Here is a 25,370-nt window from a genome sequence, read left to right as displayed (position 1 = left end):
GCCACTGCACTTTAGTTTTTTGGCCAGCAAGGCTGAGGAGCGAGCTATCGGCCGAGGCGCAAGGGCTCAGGGCCGATGTGCGGCGGCGTCGCGGGTTGCCATGGGCTCTTGTGTGGCAGCTACCCGTTGCCGTCGTTTGTCGCAGGCCTGTCGGTGTCGGCTTTGCCTCGGCAGCTGCCGCCCCCCGCCGCCGGGCGAACTCACGCTGCATGGCGCCAAGCAGTCCTTAGCCCCTGCGACAAGCGCTGGCCCAAATGGTGGGGCTACTCGAAGGCTAGGGCATTCTCCGGGCGCTCGCCCCGTGCCAGTGATCGTCTCACCCCCACTCAAACTTGCAGTCCCGAAACACGGATGGACGGCCAGGCTCGCCATGACACCCTGACAGCTCTACCCTCGCAAACATCGCCATCAACGGCGGACAGCACATCCACTGATGCTGACGACGTTCACACGGGGCGCAGCTGAAAACATTTCAGAACTTCATAGACACCGCCACGCGCATATTCCGCGCCTCCCCGTAGTACGACGAGGTCGAAACCCCTTGGTACTTGCGGTCGAAGACGTTGTAGAGGTTGGCCGAGACCGTGAGCTTCGGATTGATGGCGTATTGCACCATCAGGTCGGCCACAGCATAGCTTTTCTGCTCGACACGGCTGACGTTGGGCAGGCCCAGGAAGGAGAGGTCGCTCCAGGTGCCGCTTTGCCAGCGCACGCCGCCGCCCACGGTCAGGCCGTGGCCTATGTGAGGCAGGCGGTAGGTGGTGAACAGCTTGAGGGTGTTGCGCGGGATTTCGGGGTTCAGGCGGTTGCGCTCGGCGTCGCGCGCGATGTTGCGGGCAAAGCCGACGGAGGCGTTCCAGTGGCGGCGGATTTCGCCGGTCATCTCCACCTCGAAGCCACGCGTTTCGGCGCCCTTGACGGCACGGTAGGCCTGCTCGCCATTGGGCGCGTAGCTGCCCGTGATGGCCTGGGCCACGTTGTCCTGCAGCAGGCGGTAGACGGCGGCGCCCACCTGCAGGCGCTTGTCCAGCAGCTCGCCCTTGAGGCCCAGCTCGTAGCTGCGGCCCAGGAGGGGATCGAGCTTTTTGCCGTGGATGTCCAGGCTGCTCTGCGCCTGGAAAATATCGGTATAGCTGGCATAGGCCGACCAATCGCGGCCCACGTCCAGCACCAGGCCGGCGAAGGGCGTGAGCTTGCCGTTTTCGGCCATGGCGCTGCCGCTGGTCTCGCCGCTGGCGAAATCGGTGTAGCTGTCGCGACGCTTCCAGTTCGTGATGCGTGCGCCCGCGATGACGGACAGCCGGTCCGTGGGGCGCAGCTGCAGCGATCCGTAAGCACTGCTGCTGCGTTCCACGGCCGCGCTGCGGCCTAGTACCGGGTTGTCGGGCTGCACCGGCGTGCGGCCATCCCAGGTGAAGAGGTTGTCTATGGTGTTGTCCCAGCCAGGGAAGGCCCAGCGGCCATGCGAGCCGCTGTCGTTGCGCGTGCGCGCCACACTGGCGCCGAAGGCGGCCTGGTGCTGGCGTCCCAGCAGCTGGAAGGGACCGGAAGCCGTGAGGTCCAGCGTGTCCTGCCGAGGCCGCCCCGTCCACCAGGCGGCCCACAGGCCGGCACCTGCGCCGGTGGTGCGGTCCACAGGCTGTTCATTGGTCCAGCCCGGAATCTCGTCATAGCTGCTGCGGTCGAGCGTGTAGATGGCCTTCAGGCGCCAGTCGCTGGCCATGCGGTGCTCGAGCGAGGCGAAGACGCTGCGGTAGTCCCGCCGTGCCGAGGCCCAGCGCGCGCCCGAGGACGCGGAGCGGCTCCAATCGATGCGCGTGCCATCCGTGTAGAAGAAAGGCCGGCCCCCACGGCCTACGCCAGAAGCGTCGTAGTCCTGCGCGGAAAAGCCCACGGTGGCCAGCGTGGACGGCGACAGGTCAGCCTCCACCACGCCGTACAGCGAGCGGCTGCGGTCCTGCTCGTAGTCGACCTTGGAATGGCGGTTCTGCGATACGGCCACGATGCGCCCGCGCACCGATCCGGAGGCGTTGAGCGGCGATGACAGATCCACCTCGGCACGTGCGAAATCCCAGGAGCCTGCCGTGAGCCTGGCGCTGCCCTGGAACTCGGCCGTGGGCAGCTTGCGCACCAGGTTGATGGTGGCGCCGGGCGTGCCCGCGCCGCTCATCAGCCCCGAGGCGCCGCGCACGACTTCGACGCGGTCGAACATGGCCATGTCGCTGGTCTGGAAGATGGCCGGGTAGTCGCTGAACAGGCGGTTGACGCCATCGACCTGGAAGTTCTTGATCTGAAAGCCCCGCGCGAAGAACTGGTTGGTGTCGCCGCCCGTGGGACCATACTGCGCATAGCTCAGGCCCGTGGTCTGGCGGGCGATGTCTTCCTGCAGCACGATGCCCTGGTCGTCCATGCGCTGGCGCGTGATCACGCTGACCGACTGCGGCGTCTCGCGCAGCGACAGGGACAGGCCCGTGGCGGCCCGCGATTCGCTGGCGGCGTAGGACTGCGTGCCCTCGGTGACGGCGCTGCGCTCGGCCTGGGCGGTGACGCGCACCTCGGCCAGCGTGGCCGCGCCGGTGGGCGTTCCCACGGCCAGGGACGGTCGCACCACAAAGCCGCCGCCCTCGCGCGGCAGGGCCTGCAGGCCCGTGCCGGCCAGCAGCGCGGACAGGGCCTGGTCCACGGTTCGATCACCCTGCACGCCGGGGCTGGTCCTGTCTGCGGTCTGGGCGGTGGAGAAGGACAGCAGGATGCCCGCCTGGGCACCAAAGCGATTGAGCGTGGCGGTCAGCGGCCCGGCAGGAATGTCGTAGCGCTGCACTGCCTGGGCGTGGGGCTGTGCCTGTGCGTGGGCCTGCGCCGGGGCAAGCACCGCCACCAGCGGCAGTGCCAGAACGGCGGGGCGCAAGGCCTGCCGCAGTTGAAATGCCAGTCGTGTGGCGCGAAAAGTCGGGTGATGGCCCATGGTGTGCGTGTCCCTCGGTCCTGGATGGTTGGCAATGGAATGCGGGCGCAGAAAAAAGCGCTTCATCTCCATTGCCCCGCGAGACGCGAAAAGCGATCAGCCAGGATCGACAAGAGCCAGGAAATCAGGCCGGCTCGACCACCACCCAGTAGCGCGTGGCCGTGCGCAGGCGCACCGGCAGGGTGGCCAGCAGCATGGCCAGCACCTGGTCGGTGTCGGCCAGCGGATAGGTACCGCTGACGGGCAGCTGCGCCACGGCGCCATCGCAGCCCAGGTGGCCGGGCCGGTAGCGCGACAGCTGGTCCAGGAACTCGGCCAGCGGCATGTCCTGGGCCACCAGCATGCCGCGCGTCCAGGCTGCCAGGGCCGGATCGGCGGGCCCGGCCGGCGTGGCGGCCTGGGTGTCGAACTGCGCCTGCAGGCCTGTTTGCAGCAGATGGAGGTGGCCGGGCCGTTCGCGGGGCGCGATCTCCGTGGCGCCTTCAAAGACCGCAACCCGGCTGGGCCCCTGGCCGCGCTGGCGCACGACGAAGCGCGTGCCCAGGGCACGTATGCGGCCATGGCGGGTTTCGACGAGCAAGGGCGGCGCACTATCCTTCAGGCCCTGAGCCGTGGCCACCTCGATGTCGCCGCCGCGCAGGCGCACCAGGCGCTGCTGCGGGCTGAAATCCAGGTCGACCGCGCTGTCGGCATTCATCTGCAGCTGGGTGCCGTCCGGCAGGCGCAGGCTGCACCGCTGGGCCGTGCCCGTGCGCAGGTCCGCCCCCAGGCCGGCCAGCCAGTCGCCCGAGGATGCCGGACCTCTCCATGCCACGGCACCCGCACCCGCGCCCGTGAACAGCAGCACGGCCAGGCTGCGCACCGCCAAGCGCCGCCCGCGCCCGCGTGCCGTGCGCGCGGCCTGGGCCAGGGCCACGCTGGCCGGCGTACCGGACAGCGGCTGCAGGCGTGCGCCCATGGCCTCTATGCGCAGCCAGGCGCGCTCATGGTCGGGATGGGATTCGCGCCAGTGCTGCAGGCGCTGCAGCAGCATCTCGCGCGTGCCGGCGCTGTGATCATCGGACTGCAGCTCCACCAGCCATTCGGCGGCCTGCTCGCGCACCGCAAGAGGAATGGGCAGGCTCATGCGCCGTCGTCGTCCAGAAAGCAGACTTGCACCACGGCCCGCGCGATATGGCGGCGCACGGTGGGCACGGAAAGGCCCAGTTCAGCCGCGATGTCGGCCTGCCTCATGCCGTCGATCTGCGACAGCAAAAAGGCCTGGCGCACGGGCAGTGGGAGCAGGGCCAGCAGGCGGTCCACCTCGACCAGGGTCTGCAGCACGATGGCGCGGTGCTCGGGGGACTGGGCCACGGCCTCGGGCATGAGGGCCAGGGCGTCCAGATAGGCCTGCTCCACGCAGCGCTTGCGGTAGAGGTTGGCGGCCAGACCCTGTGCAATGGTCATCAGCAGGGCACGCGGTTCGCGAATGGCCTGGATCTCGGCGCCGCTGCGGCCCAGCAGGCGCACATAGGTGTCCTGGGTCAGATCGGCCGCATCAAAGGCATTGCCCAGGCGCTTGCGCAGCCAGCCCAGCAGCCAGCCGTGGTGGTCGGAGTAGAGAGTGGCGACATCGGGAGCAAGGGCGCGGTCGGCGGCGGGCATGGGAAAGCGGCACGAGTGAAGCAGGAGGAAAGGCACCGGGGCAATATGCACTGGCAAACAAGAATGCTTCTTATTTTCATTGTATCCAAATCCTACATCGTCATTGCACCAACCTGCGCACCAACGCCTGAGTGCGGACGCTCGGCGCGAGCACCATCGTGGGCTGATGCCACCTTCGTTGAAACCAGTCGGAGCGACGGCATGGAGTCGACAGGAATCAGCGGTGCAGCGCGAAATGGGGCCTTCGAGGCGAAGCACGGCGCACCGAAGAATCGACTGGCCACTTCCAAACGGTGAAGCGGTCGTCCAACAATGGAAGCCTTCAACGGCCGGTGTTGGTCGTCCCTGTCACTCTCGCTTTGCACAGTGAAGGGCGTAGATCAGCCTGAGGCCATCGTTAGAAAGTCTGCAGTTGCCATCTGCTCCGCAGCGATTGCTGCTGCTCACGGCCACCTCGTGACCTATCAGTTGCAGCCACATGGTGGTCATCCAAGCTTCAGGGCTGGCGGCATCGCCAGATGCTTCGCTCCTCATCCGCACCCGACCTGGTGAAGCTCCCCTTTAGGACTGGCCCGTCATCGTGCCACGAAGGCGGAGCTTTTCTCCCTCTGACCACAGAGGTCACCAGACGAGGCCTCGGTCTCGTTCGCGCCTGATCAAGGGCAGTCAGTCTGCACGGCTGGCTGATCTTGGGTGCGCTCAGCACCACGGCCAGGGCGCCTTCGATGCGCCGTCAGGTCACAGCCCGCAAGGCTGCATGGTGATTCAGCGACAGCCTTTCGCCGGAAGTTCTGTGTGCTCCTGCAGGCCGCGCTTCGCCGCTGGCCAGCGCGGGCGCGCCCCGAAAAAACTAAAGATCAGTAGCGTTCCGCACTCCGCGCCGGATGTGCCGTCTTGCGGCACATCCGGCCCTACCCCTTGAAACCTGGCCGAATTGCCTTATTATTAGCACTCGTTGGGTATGAGTGCTAACAATCCTCTGTCCCACATTGCTTCGAATGCCGGCCCGCCGGGCCGGCAAGTCTTTGTTTCAACTTTGTTGATGATTTAGGAGTTGGTATGAACCTGCGTCCCCTGCACGATCGCGTGATCGTCAAGCGCCTCGAAAACGAAACCAAGACGGCTTCGGGCATCGTGATCCCCGACAACGCCGCCGAGAAGCCCGACCAGGGCGAAGTGCTGGCAGTGGGTCCCGGCAAGAAGAACGACAAGGGTGAAGTGATCGCCCTGAACGTGAAGGTCGGCGACCGCGTTCTGTTCGGCAAGTACAGCGGCCAGACCGTCAAGGTCCATGGCGACGAACTGCTGGTGATGAAGGAAGACGACCTGTTCGCGGTCGTCGAAAAGTAATCCACGCGCTTCGAAACCGCACTTTCCAACTGAATCCGGAGAATTGAAATGGCAGCAAAAGACGTAGTTTTCGGCGGCGAAGCACGCGCCCGCATGGTTGAAGGCGTGAACATCCTGGCCAACGCGGTCAAGGTCACGCTGGGCCCCAAGGGCCGCAACGTGGTGCTGGAGCGCTCCTTCGGCGCCCCCACCGTGACCAAGGACGGCGTGTCGGTCGCCAAGGAAGTGGAACTCAAGGACAAGCTGCAGAACATGGGCGCCCAGCTCGTGAAGGAAGTGGCCTCCAAGACCAACGACATCGCCGGTGACGGCACGACCACCGCCACCGTGCTGGCACAGGCCATCGTCCGCGAAGGCATCAAGTACGTGGCCGCCGGCCTGAACCCCATGGACCTCAAGCGCGGCATCGACAAGGCTGTCGCCGCCCTGGTGGAAGAGCTGAAGAAGCAATCCAAGGCCACCACCACCTCCAAGGAAATCGCCCAGGTCGGCTCGATCTCCGCCAACTCCGACGAATCCGTGGGCAGCATCATTGCCGAAGCCATGGACAAGGTCGGCAAGGAAGGCGTGATCACCGTTGAAGAAGGCAAGTCGCTGGCCAACGAACTCGACGTCGTCGAGGGCATGCAGTTCGACCGCGGCTACCTGTCGCCCTACTTCATCAACAACCCCGAAAAGCAGGTTGCCCTGCTGGACAACCCCTTCGTGCTGCTGTTCGACAAGAAGATCAGCAACATCCGCGACCTGCTGCCCACGCTGGAAGCCGTGGCAAAGGCCGGCCGTCCCCTGCTGATCATTGCAGAAGACGTCGAAGGCGAAGCCCTGGCAACGCTGGTGGTCAACACCATCCGCGGCATCCTGAAGGTTGTGGCTGTCAAGGCTCCTGGCTTCGGCGACCGCCGCAAGGCCATGCTGGAAGACATCGCCATCCTGACGGGCGGCAAGGTCATCGCTGAAGAAGTGGGCCTGGCGCTGGACAAGGTGACCCTGGAAGACCTGGGCCAGGCAGTGCGCATCGAAATCGGCAAGGAAAACACCACCATCATCGACGGTGCTGGCCAAGCTGCTGAAATCGAAGCCCGCGTCAAGCAGATCCGCATCCAGATCGAAGAAGCCACCAGCGACTACGACCGCGAAAAGCTGCAAGAGCGCGTGGCCAAGCTGGCCGGCGGCGTGGCCGTGATCAAGGTCGGCGCTGCCACCGAAGTCGAGATGAAGGAAAAGAAGGCCCGCGTTGAAGACGCCCTGCACGCTACCCGCGCTGCTGTGGAAGAAGGCATCGTGGCCGGCGGCGGCGTGGCTCTGCTGCGTGCCAAGCAAGCCGTGGGCGAACTGAAGACCGGCGACGCCGAGCAGGACGCCGGCATCAAGCTGATCATGAAGGCCATCGAAGCGCCCCTGCGCGAAATCGTGGCCAACGCCGGTGGCGAGCCCTCGGTGGTGGTCAACGCCGTGCTGAACGGCTCGGGCAACTACGGCTTCAACGCCGCCAACGACACCTACGGCGACATGCTGGAAATGGGTATCCTGGACCCGACCAAGGTGACGCGTACGGCCCTGCAGAACGCCGCTTCCGTGGCATCGCTGCTGCTGACGACCGAAGCCATGATCGCCGAGTCCCCCAAGGCTGAAGGCGCCCCCGCCATGCCCGACATGGGCGGCATGGGTGGCATGGGCGGCATGGGCATGTAATTGCCCGCCGCAACCGGGCAGGCCTTGCGCCATGCCCGGTTTGCCCCGCAAGAAAAAGGCCGCCCTCGGGCGGCCTTTTTCATTGCATGAACGCTGTTGCCGATGTCCTCAGGACACGGCCTGGCCCCAGGCCCGGCCCAGGCGCGCCACGGCCTCGGTGATCTGGGGCACGGTGGGCGCCGCATACGACAGGCGCATGCACAGGCCGGCCTGCTGCGCCGCCTCGGCCGGGAAGAAGGCCTTGCCTGGCACATAGAGCACGCCCTGCTCCACAGCGGCCGTGAACAGCGCCCGGGCCAGGGCCTCGGGCTCGCCCGCATGCCGTTGTGGCGGCAGCAGCTGCGCCCAGACGAACATGCCGCCCGCAGGCCGCACGAAGCGGATCTGCTCGCCCAGGGCCGACTGCATGCCCGAGCACAGCGCATCCATGCGCGCCGCGTACTCGGCGCAGGCCTGGGCCAGCTGGGGTGCATAGCGGCCCGAGCGCAGATAGTGCGCGGCGATCATCTGCGCCAGCGGCGAGGTGCACAGGTCGGCCGTCTGCTTGGCGATGGTGCAGCGGCGCAGCAATTGGGCGTCGGCCAGCATCCAGCCGATGCGCAGCGCCGGTGCCACGGTCTTGGACAGGCTGGACAGGTAGACCACGGGGTTGGACTGGGCGCCGCACTGCGCCAGGCCTGTTTCGTAGATCGACGGCTCGCGCTGGCCGGTAAAGCGCAGCTCGCCATAGGGATCGTCCTCGACGATGGCAAAGCCGTGCTGGCGCGCCAGCGCCACCAGGGCCTCGCGCCGCGCCGCGGGCAGCAGCGTGCCGCCCGGGTTGGAGAAGTTGGGCACGGTGTAGAGCAGCTTGGGGCGGCGCGCATGGGGCCACTGCGCCAGCAGGCTGGCCAGGGCACCGGTGTCCAGGCCGTGTTCATCCGTGGGCACGGCCACGACCTGTGCCTGGGCCAGCTTGAGCGTCTGCAGCGTGGCCGGGTAGGCGGGCACCTCGACCAGCACCGGATCGCCAGGCTCCACCAGCACCTTGACCAGCAGGTCGAAGGCCTGTTGCGAGCCCGTGGTCACGATCATGTCGGCCGGCGTGCAGGCAATGCCGCGCGTGGCGCACAGTGCGGCCAGGGCTTCGCGCAGCGGCAGCTGGCCTTCGCTGGCGCCGTACTGCAGGCTGGCGGCAGCGTCCTGCTGCAAAGCGGCCATCGCGGCCTGTTGCAGGCCTTCGGCATCGAACAGGCTGGGCGAGGGATAGCCGCCCGCCAGCGAGAGCATGCCGGGGCGGCTCAGATAGGGAAACAGCTCGCGTATGGGCGAGCCTTCGGGATGTGCGAACAGCGGGTTGAACAGATGGGCGGTGGGCGACTGAATGCCCAGGTCTGCAGTGCTCATGAAGGCCTCTTGCGGCTTTGCAAAAAACAAAGGGGCGCGTGCACAGGCCTGGCGCCTGCGCATGCGCCCCGGGAAAGGGGATACAGGGTGGATGCCGGCCAAAGCCGGCCTCCAGGCAGCCGGTCAGGCCACAGCCTGGGCGGCCTGGGTGCGCAGCGCGCTGCGCAGCTGGTCGATGGAGCGCTGCTGCGCCTGCTCGTACAGCGCGATCTCGTCATGCACGCGGGCACCCAGGTCGGCCTCGAAGGCCTGCTGGGCCGCATGGGCCGCGTACTGCTTTTGCTCTTCGCCGCCCAGGTTGGACTGGAAGATGCCGGCCGCGCTCACGGGCAGGAAGTCCTCGTAGACGATGGGCTCGGCCTGGGCCAGGCCGCGGGCGATCAGGGCGTCCAGGTCCGAGGCGGCGGCCGCGGCGGCCTCGCCTGCGGCCAGGGCGGCGCCCTCATCGCTCAGCGTGAAGCGGTAGAAGGCCAGGTCCTGGCGGCGCAGTTGCTCATGGGTGTCGGGGAAAGCCTCGAAGACCTGGGCCAGGCGGCTGCCGTAGTCGGGTGCGGCACTGCCCGCGCTGCCCATGTCGCGCACCTGGGCCAGCAGCTGGTCGTAGAGCGCGCGGCCCTTGCGCGTGAGCGCAACGCCGCGCTGCTCGATCTCGCCGAAGCGCGCCGTGTGCGAGCCTGCGCCCGTGGCATCGCCGGCGAAACGCACGGTCTCCTTGAGCGCCTTGAAGCTGGTCTGGCGCAGCAGGATGGGGCAGGCGCGGCGCGGCGGGCCTTCGACCACGTCCTTGGCATCCATGCCGCGTGCGGGCATGGCGGCCTGGGCCGCGTCGATGTCCAGGGTGCGCGGCGTCAGGTGGTTGATGTGCGGGCCCTTGAAGCAGACCACGTCGGCGATCAGGCGGTGGGCCTTGTGCAGCGCGTCGTAGGTGGCGCCGTCCACGGTGGATTCGCTGTGCCAGCGGAAGGTCTCCAGCGCCTCGCCGACGAATTCATCGGCCTCGGCATCGGTGAGGCCGCCGTTGGCCTCGGACTGGGCGATCAGCGCCAGCGCGCGCTCGGTGAAGATGTTGCGGCGCGCCAGGATGGCGGCAGCCTGGGCGCGCAGCGCCTCGTCGGCGATCAGGTCCAGGCGCAGCAGCGAGGTGAAGACGCGGAAAGGGTTGGCCAGCAGCGCGGCATCGCTGACGGGACGGAAGGCCGTGGAGTGCACAGGCACGCCGGCCACCGACAGGTCGTAGTAGCCCACGGGCTCCATGCCCATGATGGCGAACAGGCGGCGCAGCATGGACAGCTCGGCGGCCGTGCCCACGCGGATGGCGCCGTGGCGCTCCACGCCCAGGCGGGCCAGCTCGCCACTGCGCTGCATCCGGGCCAGCAGCTCAGGCTCGGCCTGCAGCGTGCGCTGGTTGATGTCGGCCACGAGTTCGATCAGCGTGCCGTACTGGGGCACTTCATCGCGGTACATCTCGGACATGGCGCTGGAAAAGCGCGCGCGGATCTCGTCGGAAGGCACGAAGGCGTTGGCGGACGTAGAGGACATGGTGCTCGTGGGGACTGATGGTGGGGCCGCAGATCAGCCTGCGGCATGGTGAATTCCTGGCACGCATGCTAGGTCTGCGCCTTGAGCCTGGTCAAACGATAATCGGGCCCATAGGTCATTCCCAAACAGAATGCCCCTCCCACGATTGCCCCACCGCTCCCTGCCATGCTGCTGTCCCGCCGTTTCCTGCCCCCCATGTCCCTGCTGTGCGCCTTCGAGGCAGCGGCCCGGCACCAGAGCTTCACGGCAGCTGCGGCCGAGCTGCACCTGACGCAAAGCGCCGTCAGCCGCCAGATCCGAGCGCTGGAGGAGCGGCTGGAGGCAGAACTCTTTGTGCGCGAGCGCCAGACCGTGCGGCTCAGTCCGGCCGGCCAGGCCTATGCCCAGGAGATACGCGGCGCGCTGATGCGCATCTCCACCGCCACACTGGGCTTTCGGGCCAACCCGCGCGGCGGCAGCCTGAACCTGGCCATCCTGCCCACCTTCGGCACGCGCTGGCTGGCGCCGCGCCTGCCGCAGTTCTTCAGCGCCCACCCGGGCATCACCATCAACCTGACGACGCGGCTGTCCCAATTCGACTTCCAGCTCGAAGCCGTGGACGCCGCCATCCATTTCGGCCTGCCGCACTGGCCGGGCGCCGAGCTGGCCTTTCTGATGAGCGAGACCGTGGTGCCTGCCTGCAGCCCCGCCCTGCTGGCCCAGCATGGCTTTGCCCAGCCCCAGGACCTGCTGCAGGCGCCGCTGCTGCACCTGGCCTCGCGCCCCGATGCCTGGCAGCGCTGGCTGTCCGTGCACCATGCGCCCATGGCCGAGGGCCAGGGCATGCTGTTCGACCAGTTCGCCACCGCCGCCCAGGCCGCCATCGCCGGCGTGGGCGTGGCCTTGCTGCCACGCTTTCTGATCGAGCGCGAACTCGCACAGGGCGATCTGGTGCGTGCCCTGCCCCATCTGCCCGAGATGGAAAGCGCCGAGCGCTACTACCTGGCCTGGCCCACGAGCCGCGGCAACTACCCGCCGCTGCAAAGCCTGCGCGAGTGGCTGCAGCAGGCGGCCCAGGATTTCATGCGGGACGGCCCGCAGCCCTGACGCCCGCAGCGCCTGCCACCAGCGCCTGCAGCGCGGCCACCGGAAGCTGCCCGGCCAGGCCGATGGCCACGATGGCGGGCACCTGCTGCTGTTGCGCGGGCGCTGATGCGGCGCGCAGCCGCCCGCTGCGCCCGGCAAATTGAAGCTCGCTCCACTGGCCCGCCCCGGTCTGCACCACGCCCTTGAGCCGCAGCACGCCAGCCGGCATGGCCTGCAGCCACGCCTGCAGGGCCGTCTCGCACAGCCCTCCGGGCGGCTGGCAGGACCAGGTCTCGAACTGCCGGCCATGCATGGGGCGCGCAGTGCCAGTACCCCATGAGACCTCCCGCGCACCACGCAGGAGGGCTGCGCCGCTGAGCAACTCCACGGGCACCCGGGCTTCGCGCACATCGCAGCGTTGCGCGGCTGGCGCGTGGCTGGCTATCCAGCCGTGCACGCGCTCCAGGGTCCGGGTATCGGCCAGATCGGTCTTGTTGACGATGACCAGGTCGGCCCGGGCCACCTGGCGCTGCAGCGTGTCGGCCAGCAGCGGATCGGCGGCCTGCGAGAGCAAGGTGCCGGCATCCAGCACCACGATGACTCCATCGAGCGCCAGACCCGGATCGGCCAGGCCCAATTGGGCGATGCGCCAGGGGTCGGAGACGCCGCTGGCCTCGACCACCACGGCGTCGAAGCGCTCGCGCTGCTGCAGCACGCCGATCAGGGCCATGGACAGGTCATCGCCGATCTGGCAGCACACGCAGCCATTGGTCAGCGCGATGGTGTCGCCGCTGTGGTCCTTGATCAGGCCTGCATCGATGTTGAGCGCGCCGAAGTCGTTGACCAGCACGGCCAGCCGCTGGCCATCCGCATGGCGCAGCCAGTGGTTGAGCAGCGTGGTCTTGCCGGCGCCCAGGAAGCCGCCGATGACCGTGAACGGCAACCGCTGTCCCATGTCATGCCGCCTTGAAGACGCGCCCCGACAGCACCGTGCCCCAGACCCTGAGGTCCTTGAGCACCATGGGGTCCAGGGACAGCGGATCGTCCTCCAGCACGCAGAAGTCGGCGCGCTTGCCGCATTCGATGCTGCCGATCTCGTGGTCCAGCTTCAGTGTCCAGGCCGCGCCCAGCGTGACGGCATGCAGGGCCTGGGCCACGGTCAGGCGCTCGGCCGCGCCCAGCACGCGGCCCTTGGGCGTGATCCGGTGGACCGCGCACCAGGCGGTGAACAGCGGCCCCAGCGGCGTGACGGGCGCATCCGAATGGATGGCCAGCGGCACGCCGGCGGCCAGCGCGCTGGCGCAGGCATCGAGCCGCATGGCGCGGTCCGGCCCCATGGTCATCTCGTAGTGCTGGTCGCCCCAGTACCAGAGGTGGTTGGCGAACAGGTTGGCGCACAGGCCCAGCGCCGCCATGCGGCGAAACAGCGGCGCATCGATCATCTGGCCATGCTGCAGCGTGTGACGGTGGTCGGGCCGGGGCGCGCGGGCCAGCACGCGGCCTATGGCGTCGATGGCGGCCTCGCTGGCCTCGTCGCCATTGGTGTGCGTATGGATGAGCAGGCCTGCGCGGTGGTAGGTCTCGAAATCGGCCTCGTACTGCGCGGGCGCGGTGACCCAGATGCCGTTGGGCGCGCCGTTGTAGTGACCGGGCCAGCGCAGGCGTGCCGAAAAGCCCTGGATGGAGCCGTCCAGCATCATCTTGACCAGGCCGTAGCGCAGCCTGTCGGTGTTGCGCGCCATGAGCGTGCGCACATGCCCGGCACCGGCCTCGGCGCCATGGGTGCCGTGAAACGCCTGGAAGGCGGGCAGGATGCGGATGGGCACCTGGTCGTCGCCCAGCGCGGCCTCCAGCACGCGGCAGTCCTGCTCACCCAGTTTGTTGACCAGGTCGGTGGCCGTGGTCACGCCCTGGCGGCAGGCCAGGCGGGCGAAGGAGCGCACGCCGGCCTCGGTCATGGGCGCCAGCAGCCCGGCGTTGCCGATCTTGCGCAGCACCAGGAACATGGCGGCCGGCTCCTGCAGCTCGCCCGTGGGCTCGCCGGCCAGGGAGTGGCCGGGCGCAAAGCGCACCACGCCCTCGACCTCGTTGTCGCGCGTGATCTCGGCCAGGCGCAGCATGGCGCTGTTGACGTTCATCAAATGGCCGTTGGCGTGCGAGATCACGACGGGACGGCCTCCTGCGGCGGCCCGGTCCAGGTGCTCCACCGTCATGCGCTCGCCGCCGAAGTAGATGGGATCGAACCCCCAGGCGATCAGCGGCTGGCCGGGCGGCAGGCCCTGCGCATCCATGCGCGCCGCCACCTCGGCCAGGCGGTCCACCACGGCATCCATGGAGCGCAGGCCGGGCCAGGTCTTGCCATCGGGGTCTCGCCGGTCGAACCAGCCCGTGTATGTCCAGTCCCACATGCTGCCCTCCTTGAGGTGACAGTGGCCCTCCACCAGCCCGGGCAGCAGCACCTGGTCGGCAAAGCGCTCGTCGATGCGGCACTCGCCCCAGGCCGTGCAGCGCGCCAGGTCCCCGACCGCGAGGATGCGCCCGTCGCGCACGGCCACGTGCGTGGCCTCGGGCTGCATGGGGTTCATGGTGATGATCTTGCGGGCGGCGTAGACGGTGATGCTCATGGTGGCGGGTGCTCCGGGTTCAAAGGGCCAGCGGCGCGCGCGGCACGCCATAGATGTGGTCCACGCGGATGCATCGCACCCAATGGCCGGGGGCGGCTTCGCGCAGCGGTGGCGTCTCGGCCGAGCACGCAGGCACGGCCACGGGGCATCGCCCGGCGAAGCGGCAGCCCGCGGGCGGGTTGATGGGACTGGGCGGATCGCCGGCCAGCCGTATGCGCCGCGCCGCGCGCTCGCGCCCGCCGCGCACCGTGGGCACGGCCGACATCAGGGCCACGCTGTAGGGATGCAGCGGCCGCGCAAAGAAGGCCTGGCGCGGTGCGCGCTCCACGATCTGGCCCAGGTACATGACGGCGATGTCGTCGCAGATGTGCTCGACCACGGCCATGTCGTGCGAGATGAACAGGTAGCTCAGGCCCAGCTCGCGCTGCAGCCGCGCCAGCAGGTTGAGGATCTGGGCGCGGATGGCGATGTCCAGCGCCGACACGGGTTCGTCGCAGACCACGAGTTCGGGCCGCGTGGCCAGGGCGCGCGCGATGTTGATGCGCTGGCGCTGGCCGCCCGAGAACTGGTGCGGGAACAGCTGGCGCTGTTCGGGCCGCAGGCCGACCTGGGTGAACAGCTCGGCCACGCGCGCCTCGCGCTCGGCCGGCGTGCCCACGTCCATCAGGTCCAGCGGAGCGCGCACCGCATCGCCCGCGCGCTGTCGCGGATTCAGCGAGGAAAACGGGTCCTGGAACACGATCTGCATGCGCCGCCTCGCCTGGCGCAGGGCCTCGCCCGACAGGCCACCCAGGTCGGTATCGCCCAGCTGCATGCGGCCTGCCGTCACGGGCGCCAGGCGCATCACGGCCAGCGCCGTGGTGGTCTTGCCCGAGCCCGACTCGCCCACCACGGCCAGCGTGCTGCCGCGCCGCAGGCTGAAGGACACGCCGTCCACGGCCTTGACCACCTCGGGCCTGCCGAACAGGCCCTTGCCCGGGCGCGGAAAGTGGACCTGGAGATCGTCCACCTGCAAGAGGGTATCGTCCATGCGTGCGTTCATGCCAGGGCCTCCGTGTGGGCGCGGATGCGGGAAGCGGGAGCGTGCAGCCAGCAGGCCACGCCGTGGGATGGATCATCCAGCGCGACCAGCGGCGGCGCCTCGCTGGCGCAGCGCGGCTGGGCCTCGCGGCAGCGCGCACGAAAGGCGCAGCCGCTGCCCGACTCCCAGATCGAGGGCACGACGCCGGGGATCTCGGGCAGCTCGGTGCGCCAGCCTGCCTGGCTGCTGCCCAGCTCGGGCAGGCAGGCGATCAGGCCGCGCGTGTACGGATGGGCGGGCGCCGACAGCACCTGCTCGCAGCGGCCCTGCTCGATCACGCGGCCCGCATACATGACCATGACGCGGTCGGCCATCTCGGCCACGGCCCCCATGTCATGCGTGATCAGCACGATGGCCGTGCCCTTGTCGCGCTGCAGCTCGCGCAGCAGGTCGAAGATCTGGGCCTGCACAGTCACGTCCAGCGCCGTGGTGGGCTCGTCGGCGATCAGGATGTCGGGCCGGCAGGCCAGGGCCATGGCGATCATCACGCGCTGGCGCATGCCGCCCGACAACTGGTGCGGGTACTCGTGCACGCGCCGCTCGGGTGCGGGGATGCCGACCTGCCGGAGCATTTCCACGGCGCGTTGGCGCGCGGCGCCCGCGTCCAGGCCGGCGTGCAGGCGCAGCGGCTCGGCGATCTGCTCGCCCACGGTGAGCACCGGGTTCAGCGAAGTCATCGGCTCCTGGAAGATCATGGAGATGCGGTTGCCGCGCACCTGGCGCATATGGGCCTCGCCGGCGGCCACCAGGTCCTCGCCCTGGAAGCGCACCTGCCCGCCCGTGATGCGGCCCGGAGGCGAGGGAATGAGGCGCAGCAGCGCCAGCGCCGTCATGCTCTTGCCGCAGCCGGATTCGCCGACCACGCACAGGGTCTCGCCCGCGCGCAGATCGAAATCCACGCCGTTGAGCACCGTGGCCTGGCCGCGCCGGCCCTGGAAGGCCACGCGCAGGCCGCTGACTTGCAACAGGGGGGTATCGGTGTCCATCAGCGCTCCCTCAGCTTGGGGTTGAGTGCATCGTTGAGGCCGTCGCCGATCAGGCTGACGGCCAGCACGGTGACGAAGATGGCAGCACCAGGAAAGGCCACGGCCCACCAGCACGACAGCAGGTATTGGCGGGCCGACCCGATCATCAGGCCCCAGCTCATCTGGTTGGGGTCCCCCAGGCCCAGGAAGGACAGGCCTGCCTCGAACAGGATGGCGGCGCCCACGGCCAGCGTGGCCGACACCACCAGCGGCGGCAGCGCGTTGGGCAGGATCACCTTCCAGATGATGCGGCCGTGGCGCGCGCCGATGGCGCTCTCCGCGCGCACGAATTCGAGCTGGCGGATGCGCATGAACTCGGCCCGCGTCAACCGCGCCGTGGCCGGCCAGCTCACGCTGCCGATGGCCAGCGTGACCGTCACCAGCGAGGGCGAGAACAGCGTGACCACCACCATGGCGAACAGCAGCGCAGGCAGCACCTGGAAGAACTCGGTCACGCGCATCAGCAGCGCATCGACGCGGCCGCCGTAGTAGCCGGCCATCGCCCCCAGCGTCACGCCGATGCACACCGACAGCAAAGCCGCGAAGGCGCCCACCATCAGCGTGGCGCGGCCGCCGTGGATGATGCCCGTGAGCACGTCGCGCCCCAGCTGGTCGCTGCCCAGCCAGGCCTCCTCGCTGAACGGCGGGCTCAGCGGCATGGTGCGGATCTCGAACGGGTCCGCAGGCCAGATCCAGGGGCCGGCGATGGCCACCAGCAGCACGATGAGCAGCATGGCCATGCCGGCAATGGCCGAGGGGTTGCGCAGGAACATGCGCAGCGCCTCACGGGCCGGGTGCTCGGCATGGGCTGCGGCCTGCGGCGCGGCGACGGTCGGCACGGACACGGAAGGTGGTGTGATGGCATTCATGGTCTCAGGCCGCCTTGATGCGGGGATCGATCAGCCGGTAGCACAGGTCGGTGACGAGGTTCATCACGACCACGACGATGGAGGAGAACAGCAGCACACCCAGGATGGTCGGGTAGTCGCGCCGCAGCACCGAGTCGAAGGCCAGCCGGCCCAGGCCCGGCCAGTTGAAGACCGTCTCCACGATGATGGCGCCGGCCATGACGTTGCCGAACTGCAGGCCCAGCATGGTCACCACGGGCAGCAGCGCGTTGCGCAGCGCATGGCGGTAGAGCACCACATGCTCGGCCAGCCCCTTGGCGCGCGCCGTGCGGATGTAGTCGGCGCCCAGCACGTCCAGCATGGACGAGCGCGACAGCCGGCTGTACTGCGCCAGGTAGACCAGGGCCAGTGTCAGCGCGGGCAGCACCAGGTGCCGTGCCACATCCAGCAGGTCGGCAAGGCCTGCGCCGCCTGCGGCATCGGCAGAGCGCATGCCCGACACCGGCAGCACGGGCCACCAGGAGGCAAACGCTAGCACCAGCAGCATGCCGGTCCAGAACACGGGCGCCGCAAAGCCCACCAGGGACAGCACGGTGATGCACTGCGACAGCAGGCCGTTGGGCCGGCGCGAGGACAGCACGCCCAGCAGCGTGCCCACCACGAAGGCCGTGAGCACGGCGGCCAGCACCAGCAGCAAGGTGGCGGGCACGCGCTCGGCAATCATCTGCGCCACCGGCAGGTTGAAGAAGTAGGAGTAGCCCAGATCACCACTGGCCACGCGCGCCAGGTAGATGCCCAGCTGCACGGGCAGCGGCCGGTCCAGCCCGTAGCGTGTGCGCAGCTCGGCCATGAGCTCGGGCTCCATGCCGCCGCTGGCGCCGGCAATGGTCTCCACGGGATCGCCGGGCGCCGCATGCACCAGCATGAAGTTCAGCACCACCACGGCCAGCACCAGCGCCAGGCCCTGCAGCAGCCGCTTGAGGAGTGTGCGGAGAAATGCCATGGCCGGGTCCTCCTGGATTACTTCAAGAAAATCTCGTCATAGGGCGAGGCCGGCCCCCAGACCGTGGTCGGCAGGTTGCCCACGTTCTTGCGCGCAGCCGTGTGGTAGGGCGAGTTGTTGATGAAGATCACGGGCAGCTCGTCGGTCACGGTCTTCTGGAAGGCCGCATAGAGCTTCTTGCGCTCGGCCGTGTCCAGCGTGCCGCTGGCCGTGTTCAGCAGCTCGTCCACCTTGGGATTGCGGTAGGACTGGGTGTTGGTCCAGACCACGGGCTTGATGTTGGTGGACAGGTAGCTGCGGTGCACGCCGATGACCGGGTCGCCCCAGTTGAAGACGATGTCCATGGACAGGTCGAAGTCATGCGTGGCCAGCCGCCGGGACCAGGCCGGGAAATCGGCCGAGGCCCGTACATCGACGGCGATGCCCACCTTCTTGAGCTGGGCGCGCACGTACTCGGCCACGTTCTTTTGCTGCTCGTCCGTGCCCGGCAGGTAGTCGATGGTGATCTTGAAGCGCTCGCCATTGGCCCCGGGCTTGAGGCCGGCCTCGTCCAGCAGGGCCGCCGACTTCTTGAGGTCCAGCGGATAGCGCACCAGGTCGGCCGAGGCAAAGGGGCTGGCTGCCACGATGGGGCCGTCGGCCACGCTGGCGAAGCCGCCCATCAGCGCCTTGGTGATGAAGTTCTTGTCGATGGCATGCGCAATGGCCTTGCGCACGCGCACGTCGTCCAGCGGCTTCCTGTCGGTGTTGATGGCCAGCCAGTTGATCGAGCCTATGCCCTCGAAGCCCTTGCCGGTCAGCGTGATCTGGGGATTGGTGGACAGGCGCTTCAGGTCGATGGAGGCCTGCAGGTAGGGCACCATCTGCACGTCGCCGCGCTCCAGGCTCAGCAGCAGGCTGGAGGAGTCGGGCACGATGTTGAAGACCAGCTTGTCCAGGTAGGGCCGGCCGGGCAGGAAGAACTTGTCGAAGCGCTCCATCACGATGCGCTGGCCCGCGCGGAACTCGGTCAGCTTGAACGGCCCCGAGCCCACCACGTCGGCGCTGTTGCGCGCATGGGTCTTGAGGTCGGCACCGTCGCCATAGATGTGCCTGGGCAGTATGGGCGCCAGCGCCGGGCTCATGGCCAGCAGGATGGCCGGATGCGGCGCGTTCATGCGGATGATGGCCGTGTAGGGGTCGGGCGTGTCGACCTTCTCCACGGGCCCCAGCATGGTCTGGAACGGGTGGTTGGCCTTGATGGCCATGATGGAGAAGGCCACGTCGGCCGAGGTGATGGGCTTGCCGTCGTGGAACACGGCATTCCTGCGCAGGTTCAGGGTCAGCGACTTGCCGTCCTCGGCCAGCTTCCAGGACTCGGCCAGGTAGGGCTGGGGCTTCCACTGGTCATCGAAGCGCAGCGGGCTGGCGAACAGCTGGGTGGAAGGCATGGCCGTGGCAATGCCCGATTGCACGGCGCCGTTCAGGTGCCGTGGCACCTGGGTGCTGCCCACGATCAGGGTGCCGCCGCGCTGCGGCTCCTGGGCCTGGGCCTGCAGCGGCGTGGCCGCCAGGCCCGCCAGCGCGCCGGCCAGGGCCAGGGCCGCCAGGGCGCGGCGTCGGAAAGTGATGGTGTGCATGGACTGTCTCCCTCGTTGGATCGCCAGGCCGCGCGGCTCGCTGCCTTCAATCCAGAATACGCAACAAGGGCGCGGGCCGCGGGGGCCACAGCCGTCCAAACGTAGGAGCCAGAGGCCCGGTGTTTACCCGCGTCGGCCGGCCCAAACCTTTACTTGCCCGCACCCGCACCGCAACATGGCGCCGACCGCGCGCCCTCTGCCCGGCCGCGCCAAGAACGCCCCCCGATTGCCTCCGTTGCGCCATGAGCACCCCTTCCGCCACAGACCCACGCCACCAGTGGGCCCGCCTGTTCGCGCTGCCCGAGCAGCCCGGCCTTCCCCTGAAGGACCGCCTGCGCCTGGCCCTGGTCCAGCCCATCCTCGAAGGCCGCCTGCCGCCCGGCGCGGCCATGCCGCCCTCGCGCGAGCTGTCGCGCCTGCTGGAGGTGTCGCGCAATACCGTGACCACGGTCTACGAGCAGCTCGTGGATGAAGGCTTTCTGGAAGCCCGCCCGCGCAGCGGCGTGTTCGTGGCCCGGGATTCGCGCCTGGCTGGTGTGGACGGCGCCGTGGCCCTGCCTGCGGCAAGTCCCGGGGAGCCCGCACCGGACTGGTCTGCACGCGTGCTGCGCTCGCTGACGGACAGGCACACGCTATCCAAGCCGCTGCAGTGGCGCGAGTACCCCTACCCCTTCGTCTACGGCATGCACGATCCCGCGCTGTTTCCCACCGAAGGCTTCCGGGAATGCTGCACGCGCAGCCTGGCGCGCGCCCAGCTGCCGCAGTGGACGCCGGACTTCGAGACCGACGATGTGCCCGACCTGATCGAGCAGATCCGCCTGCGCCTGCTGCCCCGGCGCGGCGTGTTCGCGCTCAAGGAAGAGATCCTGGTCACCGTGGGCGCGCAGCAGGCCTTCTACCTGCTGGCCGACGCGCTGCTGGACCCCTCGCAACGCCTGGGCTTCGAGGAGCCCGGCCACCCGCATGCGCGCAACACCTTTTCGCTGCGCCGCCCGCATTGGGTGCCCGTGGCCGTGGATGGGGAAGGTGTGGTGGTCGATGGCCTGCCGCCGCTGGACTATCTGTTCGTCACGCCCTCGCACCAGAGTCCCACCACCGTGACGCTGAGCCTGCAGCGGCGCGAGCAGCTGCTGCGCCGCGCCGAGCAGGGCGATTTCGTGATCATCGAGGACGACTACGAGGCCGAGAACCTCTACCAGGGCACGCCCATGCCCGCGCTCAAGAGCCTGGACAAGAGCGGGCGCGTGATCTATGTGGGTTCGCTGTCCAAGAGCCTGTCGCCCGCGCTGCGGCTGGGCTACATCGTTGCGCCGCGCGCGCTGATCGACGAGTTGCGCGTGCTGCGCCATGCCATGGTGCGCCACCCCAGCGCCTTTCTGCAGCACGCCTATGCGCTGTTCCTGTCGCTGGGCCACCATGAGGCCCATGCGCGCCGCGTGAACCAGGCCATGCTGGAACGCGTGGCTCAGGTGGACCGCTCGCTGCGCGCGCACCTGCCGGATTTCATCTTCCGCCAGCCCCAGGGCGGCGCGTCGCTGTGGGTGCAGGCACCGGCCTGGCTGGACGCCGATGCGCTGGCCGCCGTGGCGCGCCGCCACGGCGTGCTGATCGAGGCAGGCAGCGCGTTCTTTGCGACGCCGCGCCAGCCCTGCCCCTTTTTCCGGCTGCGCCTGTCCTCCATTGCCACCGATCAGATCGATGCAGGCATTGCGGCACTGGCACAGGCGGTGGCCGAACTGGCCCGGTCGCGATGACCGGGTCCGGGCCCGTGGTCACTGCTGCGCGTAGGACTCCAGCGGCTTGTCGTTGGGCTTTTGCAGCAGCTGCTTGAGCATGTCGCTCATGGGCAGGTTCAACGGGGCATTCTTGGGCGGAATGGGCTGCACGAACCACTTGTCGTAGATCTTCGCCACTTCGCCCGAGGCCATCATGCCCACCAGCACGTCGTCCACGGCCTTCTTGAAGGCGGGATCGTCGCGGCGAAACAGGATGGCGATGGGTTCGGAGCCCAGCACCTCGCCCACGATCTTGAAGCCTGCAGGGTTCTTGGAGTTGGCGATGACGCCGGCCAGCAGGTTGTCGTCCAGCACGAAGGCATCGGCACGGCCCGATTCGAGCATCAGAAAGCTCTCGAAATGGTCCTTGCCCAGCGAGGTGGGCAGGTTCACGCCATTGTCGCGCCCGTACTTGCGCAGCAGCTGCACGGCAGTCGTGCCGGCCGAGGCCGCCACGGGCTTGCCGTCGAGCTGCTTGAAGGAGGTGATGCCCGAGTCGGCGCGCACGGCCATGCGCACCTGGCTCACGTAGGTGGTCACGGCAAAGGCCACCTGCTTTTGGCGCGCGAGGTTGTTGGTGGTCGGGCCGCAGCCGATGTCCACGGTGCCGTTCTGCACCAGGGGCATGGTGTTCTGCGAGGTCAGGGCCATGTACTCGATCTTGGCCTTGGGCACGATCTGGGCCAGCACCTTCTCGCACAGCTCGACGTGGTAGCCCACGTACTTCTGCGTGGTCCCGAAGGCATAGGCCATGGGCGCCGAGCTTTCGCGCACGCCCATCACCACCTTGCCTGTGCTCTGGATCTTGTCCAGCGTGCCGGCCGCTTCCTGTGCATGGGCAGCGCCAGTTGCCGCCACCACACATGCCATCGCCACATGGGCCAGTACGAATCGCATCGAGGGTCTCCTTGGATAGTTGTTGCAGGTCCGAAGGCGCGCTGCGCCTCCACCCTGCCGAGCCGCCGTCACTGGCTGCATGCAAGCAGGGCCGCCGTCAAGGCGATTGCATCAACTATCGAGCAATCAGGCGCCTGTGCATAACGATGAAATGGAAGAAGGTCATGCTCCACCCACATGACCCGGCACCCTGCTGGTGCGCTGCGGGGGCCACAGGCCCGCAGCGCCCGGTCAGCCGGCCGACCCTGCCGCAAGCCGGTGCATGAGGCCCTGCGTCGAGGCATCGACGCCCTGCCAGTCGCCGCTGTCCTGGCGCGCATGCAGCTGGCGCGCCAGGTGCTTGCCCAGCTCCACGCCCCATTGGTCGAAGCTGTTGATGCCCCAGACCGCACCGGCCGAGAAGACACGGTGCTCGTACAGTGCGATCAGGGCACCCAGCGATGCCGGATCGAGCTGCTGCAGCAGCAGGAAGCTGCTGGGCCGGTTGCCCGCGCAATGGCGCTCCGCACCCTCGCCGTGGCGCCCCTCCATCAGGGCCTGGGCCTGGGCAATGGCGTTGACGACCAGGCTCTGGTGGTGGGCGCCCAGGTATTTGCCGCCGTCGCGCAGTGCGATGAATTCCACGGGAATCACGTCCTGGCCCTGGTGCAGCATCTGGAAGAAGGCATGCTGGCCATTGGTGCCGGGCTCGCCCCAGATCACGGGCGCCGTGCGCACGGGCAGTGTCTGCCCGTCGCGCGTCACGCCCTTGCCGTTGCTCTCCATCTCCAGCTGCTGCAGATAGGCGGTCAGCCGCCGCAGGCCATGGCTGTAGGGGGCAATGCAGCGGCTGGAGAAGCCGCAGAAATCGCGATACCAGACGTCCAGCAGGCCCAGGCGCAGCGGCAGGTTGCCCTCCACGCCGGAGGAAAAGAAATGCGCGTCCATGGCATGGGCGCCGTCCAGCAGCGCACGGAACTGCGCCGCCCCGATGGCGATGGCCACCGGCAGGCCGATGGCCGACCACAGCGAAAAACGCCCGCCCACCCAGTCCCAGAATCCCAGCGTGCGGCGGATGCCGAAGTCGGCTGCGGCCTGCACATTGGTGGTGAGCGCCACGAAGTGCCGGTCGATGGAGCACGCGGCCTGCGCATCCTCGCTGCCGCCCTGCTCCAGAAACCACCGGCGCGCCGAGTGCGCGTTGAGCATGGTCTCGGCCGTGGTGAAGGATTTGGAGGCGATCAGGAACAGCGTGCTGTGCGGGCGCACGCGGCGCAGCACATGGCCGAGCTCATGGCCATCGACGTTGGAGACGAAATGGAAATTCTTGCCCGCATCGACCCAGTCCTCCAGCGCATTGACCACCACTTCGGGGCCCAGGTGCGAGCCGCCGATGCCGATGTTCACGATGTCGGTGATGCCCTCGTCGCCACGCACCTGCTCGGCCAGGGCCAGCATGGCGTCCAGCGTCTCGTGCACCTGGGCCAGCGCCTCGTGCATGGCCGGCTGCCACTGCTGCACGGTGGCGCAGTGGCGCAGCTGGCCGCCGTCGCGCGGCATGCGCAGCAGCCAGTGCATGACGGCGCGGCCCTCGGTGCAGTTGACGGGCTCGCCGGCCAGCATGGCGTTGCGCTGGGCCAGCACGCCGGCCTGCTGCGCCAGCTCGCGCAGCAGCGTCTCGGTGGCTTCGGTCCAGAGGTTCTTGGACAGGTCGGCGAAGACATGCGGGGCCTGCTGGCTCAGCGCGTCCAGCCGGCCCGCGTCCGCGGCAAAGGCCTGGCGCAGATCCAGGGACTGGATGTCTTCGTTGAAATGGCGTTCAAGTGCCGACCAGGCCGGCAAGGTGTTGCACAAAACGGGCAAGATCTTCATCCAATCAGTCTGCGGCCTGCTGCATCAATGCTTCGAGCTTGCGGGTGTCGGCAGCGAAGGCGCGTATGCCTTCGGCCAGCTTCTCGGTGGCCATGGCGTCCTCGTTGAGGGCCAGGCGGAAACCGGCTTCGTCGTAGTGCACGGGATCGAGGGCCAGGGTCCGCGCGGCCTCGGGGTCCAGGGCGCGCGCCAGGGGCGCATCGCTGGCGCCCAGCTGGGCCAGCAGTTCGGGGGCGATGGTCAGCAGGTCGCAGCCCGCCAGCGCCACGATCTGGCCCGTGTTGCGAAAGCTCGCGCCCATGACCTCGGTGGCGATGCCGAAGTGCTTGTAGTGCTCGTAGATGGCGCGCACGGAGCGCACGCCGGGATCGTTGGCGCCGGCCATGGCGGCCTCGTCCCACTGGGCGCCGGCCTGCTTCTTGTACCAGTCGTAGATGCGGCCCACGAAGGGCGAGATCAGCTGCACCTTGGCCTGGCCGCAGGCCACGGCCTGGGAGAACGAGAACAGCAGGGTGAGGTTGGTGTGGATGCCGCGCAGCTCCAGCTGGCGCGCCGCCTCGATGCCTTCCCAGGTGGAGGCGATCTTGATGAGCACGCGGTCGATGTGCACGCCTTCGGCCTGGTACAGCTCGATCAGGCGCTCGGCACGTGCCACGGTGGCCGAGGTATTGAAGGACAGGCGCGCATCGACTTCGGTGGAGACGCGGCCCGGAATGGTGTTCAGGATCTCGCAGCCGAAGCGCACCAGCATGCGGTCCATGACCTCGTCGAGGCGGCGGCCCTTGTACTGGGCCACGGTGGCGCGCATCAGCGGCGCGTACTCGGGCTTTTGCACCGCCTTGAGGATGAGCGAGGGATTGGTGGTCGCATCCCGCGGCTGGAACTGGGCCAGTTGGTGGAAGTCGCCGGTATCGGCCACCACGGTCGTGTACTGTCGAAGCGCATCAAGCTGGTTCATGGAACATCCTTTGGGCGGGAGCCTGGCGAGGGGCGGCATCGCACCAGG

The 25,370-nt window shown here is 68.4% G+C and carries 19 protein-coding genes; 4 read left to right on the top strand and 15 right to left on the bottom strand.

Translation table 11 applies throughout. The features are described 5' to 3' along the window. Window positions 1–472: 472 nt before the first annotated feature. The 3 genes from ACRSCF_RS04870 to ACRSCF_RS04860 form a co-directional block, all read right to left on the bottom strand. Window positions 473–2,908: a TonB-dependent siderophore receptor gene (locus ACRSCF_RS04870; RefSeq protein WP_244387827.1), complete on the bottom strand. Its 2,436-nt coding sequence runs from the start codon at window positions 2,906–2,908 to the stop codon at window positions 473–475. Between the two features lie 181 nt (window positions 2,909–3,089). After that, window positions 3,090–4,091: a FecR domain-containing protein gene (locus tag ACRSCF_RS04865; RefSeq protein ID WP_034364485.1), complete on the bottom strand. Its 1,002-nt coding sequence runs from the start codon at window positions 4,089–4,091 to the stop codon at window positions 3,090–3,092. Further along, on the bottom strand, window positions 4,088–4,609 hold the full coding sequence (locus tag ACRSCF_RS04860; RefSeq protein ID WP_034364482.1) for a sigma-70 family RNA polymerase sigma factor: 522 nt from the start codon (window positions 4,607–4,609) through the stop codon (window positions 4,088–4,090). The genes ACRSCF_RS04865 and ACRSCF_RS04860 overlap by 4 nt, the downstream gene beginning before the upstream one ends. A gap of 1,059 nt (window positions 4,610–5,668) precedes the next feature. Between ACRSCF_RS04860 and groES the strand changes: the two genes are divergently transcribed. Together groES and groL are read left to right on the top strand one after the other, a co-directional pair. Then, window positions 5,669–5,959, top strand: a complete 291-nt coding sequence (groES, locus tag ACRSCF_RS04855; protein ID WP_016445456.1) for a co-chaperone GroES — start codon at window positions 5,669–5,671, stop codon at window positions 5,957–5,959. A gap of 48 nt (window positions 5,960–6,007) precedes the next feature. Further along, the gene (groL, locus tag ACRSCF_RS04850) at window positions 6,008–7,651 is read left to right on the top strand and encodes a chaperonin GroEL (RefSeq protein WP_016445455.1); all 1,644 of its coding nucleotides are present in this window, start codon (window positions 6,008–6,010) and stop codon (window positions 7,649–7,651) included. Between the two features lie 108 nt (window positions 7,652–7,759). Here the strand turns inward: groL and ACRSCF_RS04845 are convergent, their stop codons facing one another. Together ACRSCF_RS04845 and hglS are read right to left on the bottom strand one after the other, a co-directional pair. Further along, the gene (locus tag ACRSCF_RS04845; protein ID WP_034364479.1) at window positions 7,760–9,037 is read right to left on the bottom strand and encodes a PLP-dependent aminotransferase family protein; all 1,278 of its coding nucleotides are present in this window, start codon (window positions 9,035–9,037) and stop codon (window positions 7,760–7,762) included. A gap of 123 nt (window positions 9,038–9,160) precedes the next feature. Then, a complete protein-coding gene (hglS, locus tag ACRSCF_RS04840; protein WP_017406079.1) occupies window positions 9,161–10,576 on the bottom strand; it encodes a 2-oxoadipate dioxygenase/decarboxylase HglS in 1,416 nt (471 codons plus the stop codon). Window positions 10,577–10,741: 165 nt separating this feature from the next. Between hglS and ACRSCF_RS04835 the strand changes: the two genes are divergently transcribed. Then, complete coding sequence (locus ACRSCF_RS04835; RefSeq protein ID WP_012207461.1) at window positions 10,742–11,662, top strand: LysR family transcriptional regulator; 921 nt, start codon at window positions 10,742–10,744, stop codon at window positions 11,660–11,662. On the opposite strand, the gene ACRSCF_RS04830 is transcribed toward ACRSCF_RS04835, so the two are convergent. The 7 genes from ACRSCF_RS04830 to ACRSCF_RS04800 are packed head-to-tail and all read right to left on the bottom strand — an operon-like array spanning window position 11,637 to window position 19,841. Beyond that, window positions 11,637–12,596, bottom strand: a complete 960-nt coding sequence (locus ACRSCF_RS04830; RefSeq protein WP_034364477.1) for a CobW family GTP-binding protein — start codon at window positions 12,594–12,596, stop codon at window positions 11,637–11,639. The genes ACRSCF_RS04835 and ACRSCF_RS04830 overlap by 26 nt on opposite strands. A 1-nt stretch (window position 12,597) precedes the next feature. Beyond that, complete coding sequence (locus ACRSCF_RS04825; RefSeq protein ID WP_034364524.1) at window positions 12,598–14,265, bottom strand: amidohydrolase; 1,668 nt, start codon at window positions 14,263–14,265, stop codon at window positions 12,598–12,600. Between the two features lie 19 nt (window positions 14,266–14,284). Then, the gene (locus ACRSCF_RS04820; protein WP_034364475.1) at window positions 14,285–15,307 is read right to left on the bottom strand and encodes an ABC transporter ATP-binding protein; all 1,023 of its coding nucleotides are present in this window, start codon (window positions 15,305–15,307) and stop codon (window positions 14,285–14,287) included. Continuing rightward, on the bottom strand, window positions 15,304–16,332 hold the full coding sequence (locus ACRSCF_RS04815; protein ID WP_034364473.1) for an ABC transporter ATP-binding protein: 1,029 nt from the start codon (window positions 16,330–16,332) through the stop codon (window positions 15,304–15,306). Before ACRSCF_RS04815 ends, ACRSCF_RS04820 begins: the two co-directional genes overlap by 4 nt. Further along, complete coding sequence (locus ACRSCF_RS04810; RefSeq protein WP_016448711.1) at window positions 16,332–17,240, bottom strand: ABC transporter permease; 909 nt, start codon at window positions 17,238–17,240, stop codon at window positions 16,332–16,334. Before ACRSCF_RS04810 ends, ACRSCF_RS04815 begins: the two co-directional genes overlap by 1 nt. Window positions 17,241–17,244: 4 nt before the next feature. Beyond that, window positions 17,245–18,222 (bottom strand): ABC transporter permease, encoded by a 978-nt coding sequence (locus ACRSCF_RS04805; protein ID WP_012207467.1) that lies wholly within the window; start codon window positions 18,220–18,222, stop codon window positions 17,245–17,247. A 17-nt stretch (window positions 18,223–18,239) separates the two neighbouring features. Further along, window positions 18,240–19,841 carry an ABC transporter substrate-binding protein gene (locus ACRSCF_RS04800; RefSeq protein WP_244387826.1) on the bottom strand — a complete coding sequence of 534 codons (1,602 nt, stop codon included), beginning with the start codon at window positions 19,839–19,841 and terminating at the stop codon, window positions 18,240–18,242. Window positions 19,842–20,083: 242 nt separating this feature from the next. Here ACRSCF_RS04800 and ACRSCF_RS04795 point away from each other — a divergent pair, with 242 nt between their 5' ends. Then, complete coding sequence (locus tag ACRSCF_RS04795) at window positions 20,084–21,595, top strand: PLP-dependent aminotransferase family protein (RefSeq protein ID WP_016450881.1); 1,512 nt, start codon at window positions 20,084–20,086, stop codon at window positions 21,593–21,595. Between the two features lie 18 nt (window positions 21,596–21,613). Here ACRSCF_RS04795 and ACRSCF_RS04790 read toward each other — a convergent pair whose 3' ends face one another. From ACRSCF_RS04790 to tal, 3 genes are all read right to left on the bottom strand, one after another. After that, on the bottom strand, window positions 21,614–22,513 hold the full coding sequence (locus ACRSCF_RS04790; protein ID WP_016448714.1) for a transporter substrate-binding domain-containing protein: 900 nt from the start codon (window positions 22,511–22,513) through the stop codon (window positions 21,614–21,616). 231 nt (window positions 22,514–22,744) lie between these two features. Continuing rightward, window positions 22,745–24,364 (bottom strand): glucose-6-phosphate isomerase, encoded by a 1,620-nt coding sequence (gene pgi, locus ACRSCF_RS04785; protein WP_034364470.1) that lies wholly within the window; start codon window positions 24,362–24,364, stop codon window positions 22,745–22,747. A 4-nt stretch (window positions 24,365–24,368) separates the two neighbouring features. Next, a complete protein-coding gene (gene tal, locus ACRSCF_RS04780; protein ID WP_046988172.1) occupies window positions 24,369–25,322 on the bottom strand; it encodes a transaldolase in 954 nt (317 codons plus the stop codon). Window positions 25,323–25,370 lie beyond the last annotated feature (48 nt).

The organism is Delftia sp. 11MD (assembly GCF_050907895.1).
In the GTDB taxonomy this organism is placed as follows: Bacteria; Pseudomonadota; Gammaproteobacteria; order Burkholderiales; family Burkholderiaceae_C; genus Comamonas; species Comamonas tsuruhatensis.
This window is presented reverse-complemented; position numbering and strand designations above follow the sequence as displayed.

Coding starts and splice junctions, on each gene's coding strand:
- ACRSCF_RS04845 (WP_034364479.1), bottom strand. CDS start 9,037: ATGAGCACTGCAGACCTGGGCATTCAGTCGCCCACCGCCCATCTGTTC.
- ACRSCF_RS04810 (WP_016448711.1), bottom strand. CDS start 17,240: ATGAATGCCATCACACCACCTTCCGTGTCCGTGCCGACCGTCGCCGCG.
- ACRSCF_RS04835 (WP_012207461.1), top strand. CDS start 10,742: ATGCTGCTGTCCCGCCGTTTCCTGCCCCCCATGTCCCTGCTGTGCGCC.
- ACRSCF_RS04820 (WP_034364475.1), bottom strand. CDS start 15,307: ATGAACGCACGCATGGACGATACCCTCTTGCAGGTGGACGATCTCCAG.
- groES (WP_016445456.1), top strand. CDS start 5,669: ATGAACCTGCGTCCCCTGCACGATCGCGTGATCGTCAAGCGCCTCGAA.
- ACRSCF_RS04825 (WP_034364524.1), bottom strand. CDS start 14,265: ATGAGCATCACCGTCTACGCCGCCCGCAAGATCATCACCATGAACCCC.
- hglS (WP_017406079.1), bottom strand. CDS start 10,576: ATGTCCTCTACGTCCGCCAACGCCTTCGTGCCTTCCGACGAGATCCGC.
- ACRSCF_RS04865 (WP_034364485.1), bottom strand. CDS start 4,091: ATGAGCCTGCCCATTCCTCTTGCGGTGCGCGAGCAGGCCGCCGAATGG.
- groL (WP_016445455.1), top strand. CDS start 6,008: ATGGCAGCAAAAGACGTAGTTTTCGGCGGCGAAGCACGCGCCCGCATG.
- ACRSCF_RS04805 (WP_012207467.1), bottom strand. CDS start 18,222: ATGGCATTTCTCCGCACACTCCTCAAGCGGCTGCTGCAGGGCCTGGCG.
- pgi (WP_034364470.1), bottom strand. CDS start 24,364: ATGAAGATCTTGCCCGTTTTGTGCAACACCTTGCCGGCCTGGTCGGCA.
- ACRSCF_RS04815 (WP_034364473.1), bottom strand. CDS start 16,332: ATGGACACCGATACCCCCCTGTTGCAAGTCAGCGGCCTGCGCGTGGCC.
- ACRSCF_RS04860 (WP_034364482.1), bottom strand. CDS start 4,609: ATGCCCGCCGCCGACCGCGCCCTTGCTCCCGATGTCGCCACTCTCTAC.
- ACRSCF_RS04830 (WP_034364477.1), bottom strand. CDS start 12,596: ATGGGACAGCGGTTGCCGTTCACGGTCATCGGCGGCTTCCTGGGCGCC.
- ACRSCF_RS04795 (WP_016450881.1), top strand. CDS start 20,084: ATGAGCACCCCTTCCGCCACAGACCCACGCCACCAGTGGGCCCGCCTG.
- ACRSCF_RS04800 (WP_244387826.1), bottom strand. CDS start 19,841: ATGCACACCATCACTTTCCGACGCCGCGCCCTGGCGGCCCTGGCCCTG.
- ACRSCF_RS04790 (WP_016448714.1), bottom strand. CDS start 22,513: ATGCGATTCGTACTGGCCCATGTGGCGATGGCATGTGTGGTGGCGGCA.
- tal (WP_046988172.1), bottom strand. CDS start 25,322: ATGAACCAGCTTGATGCGCTTCGACAGTACACGACCGTGGTGGCCGAT.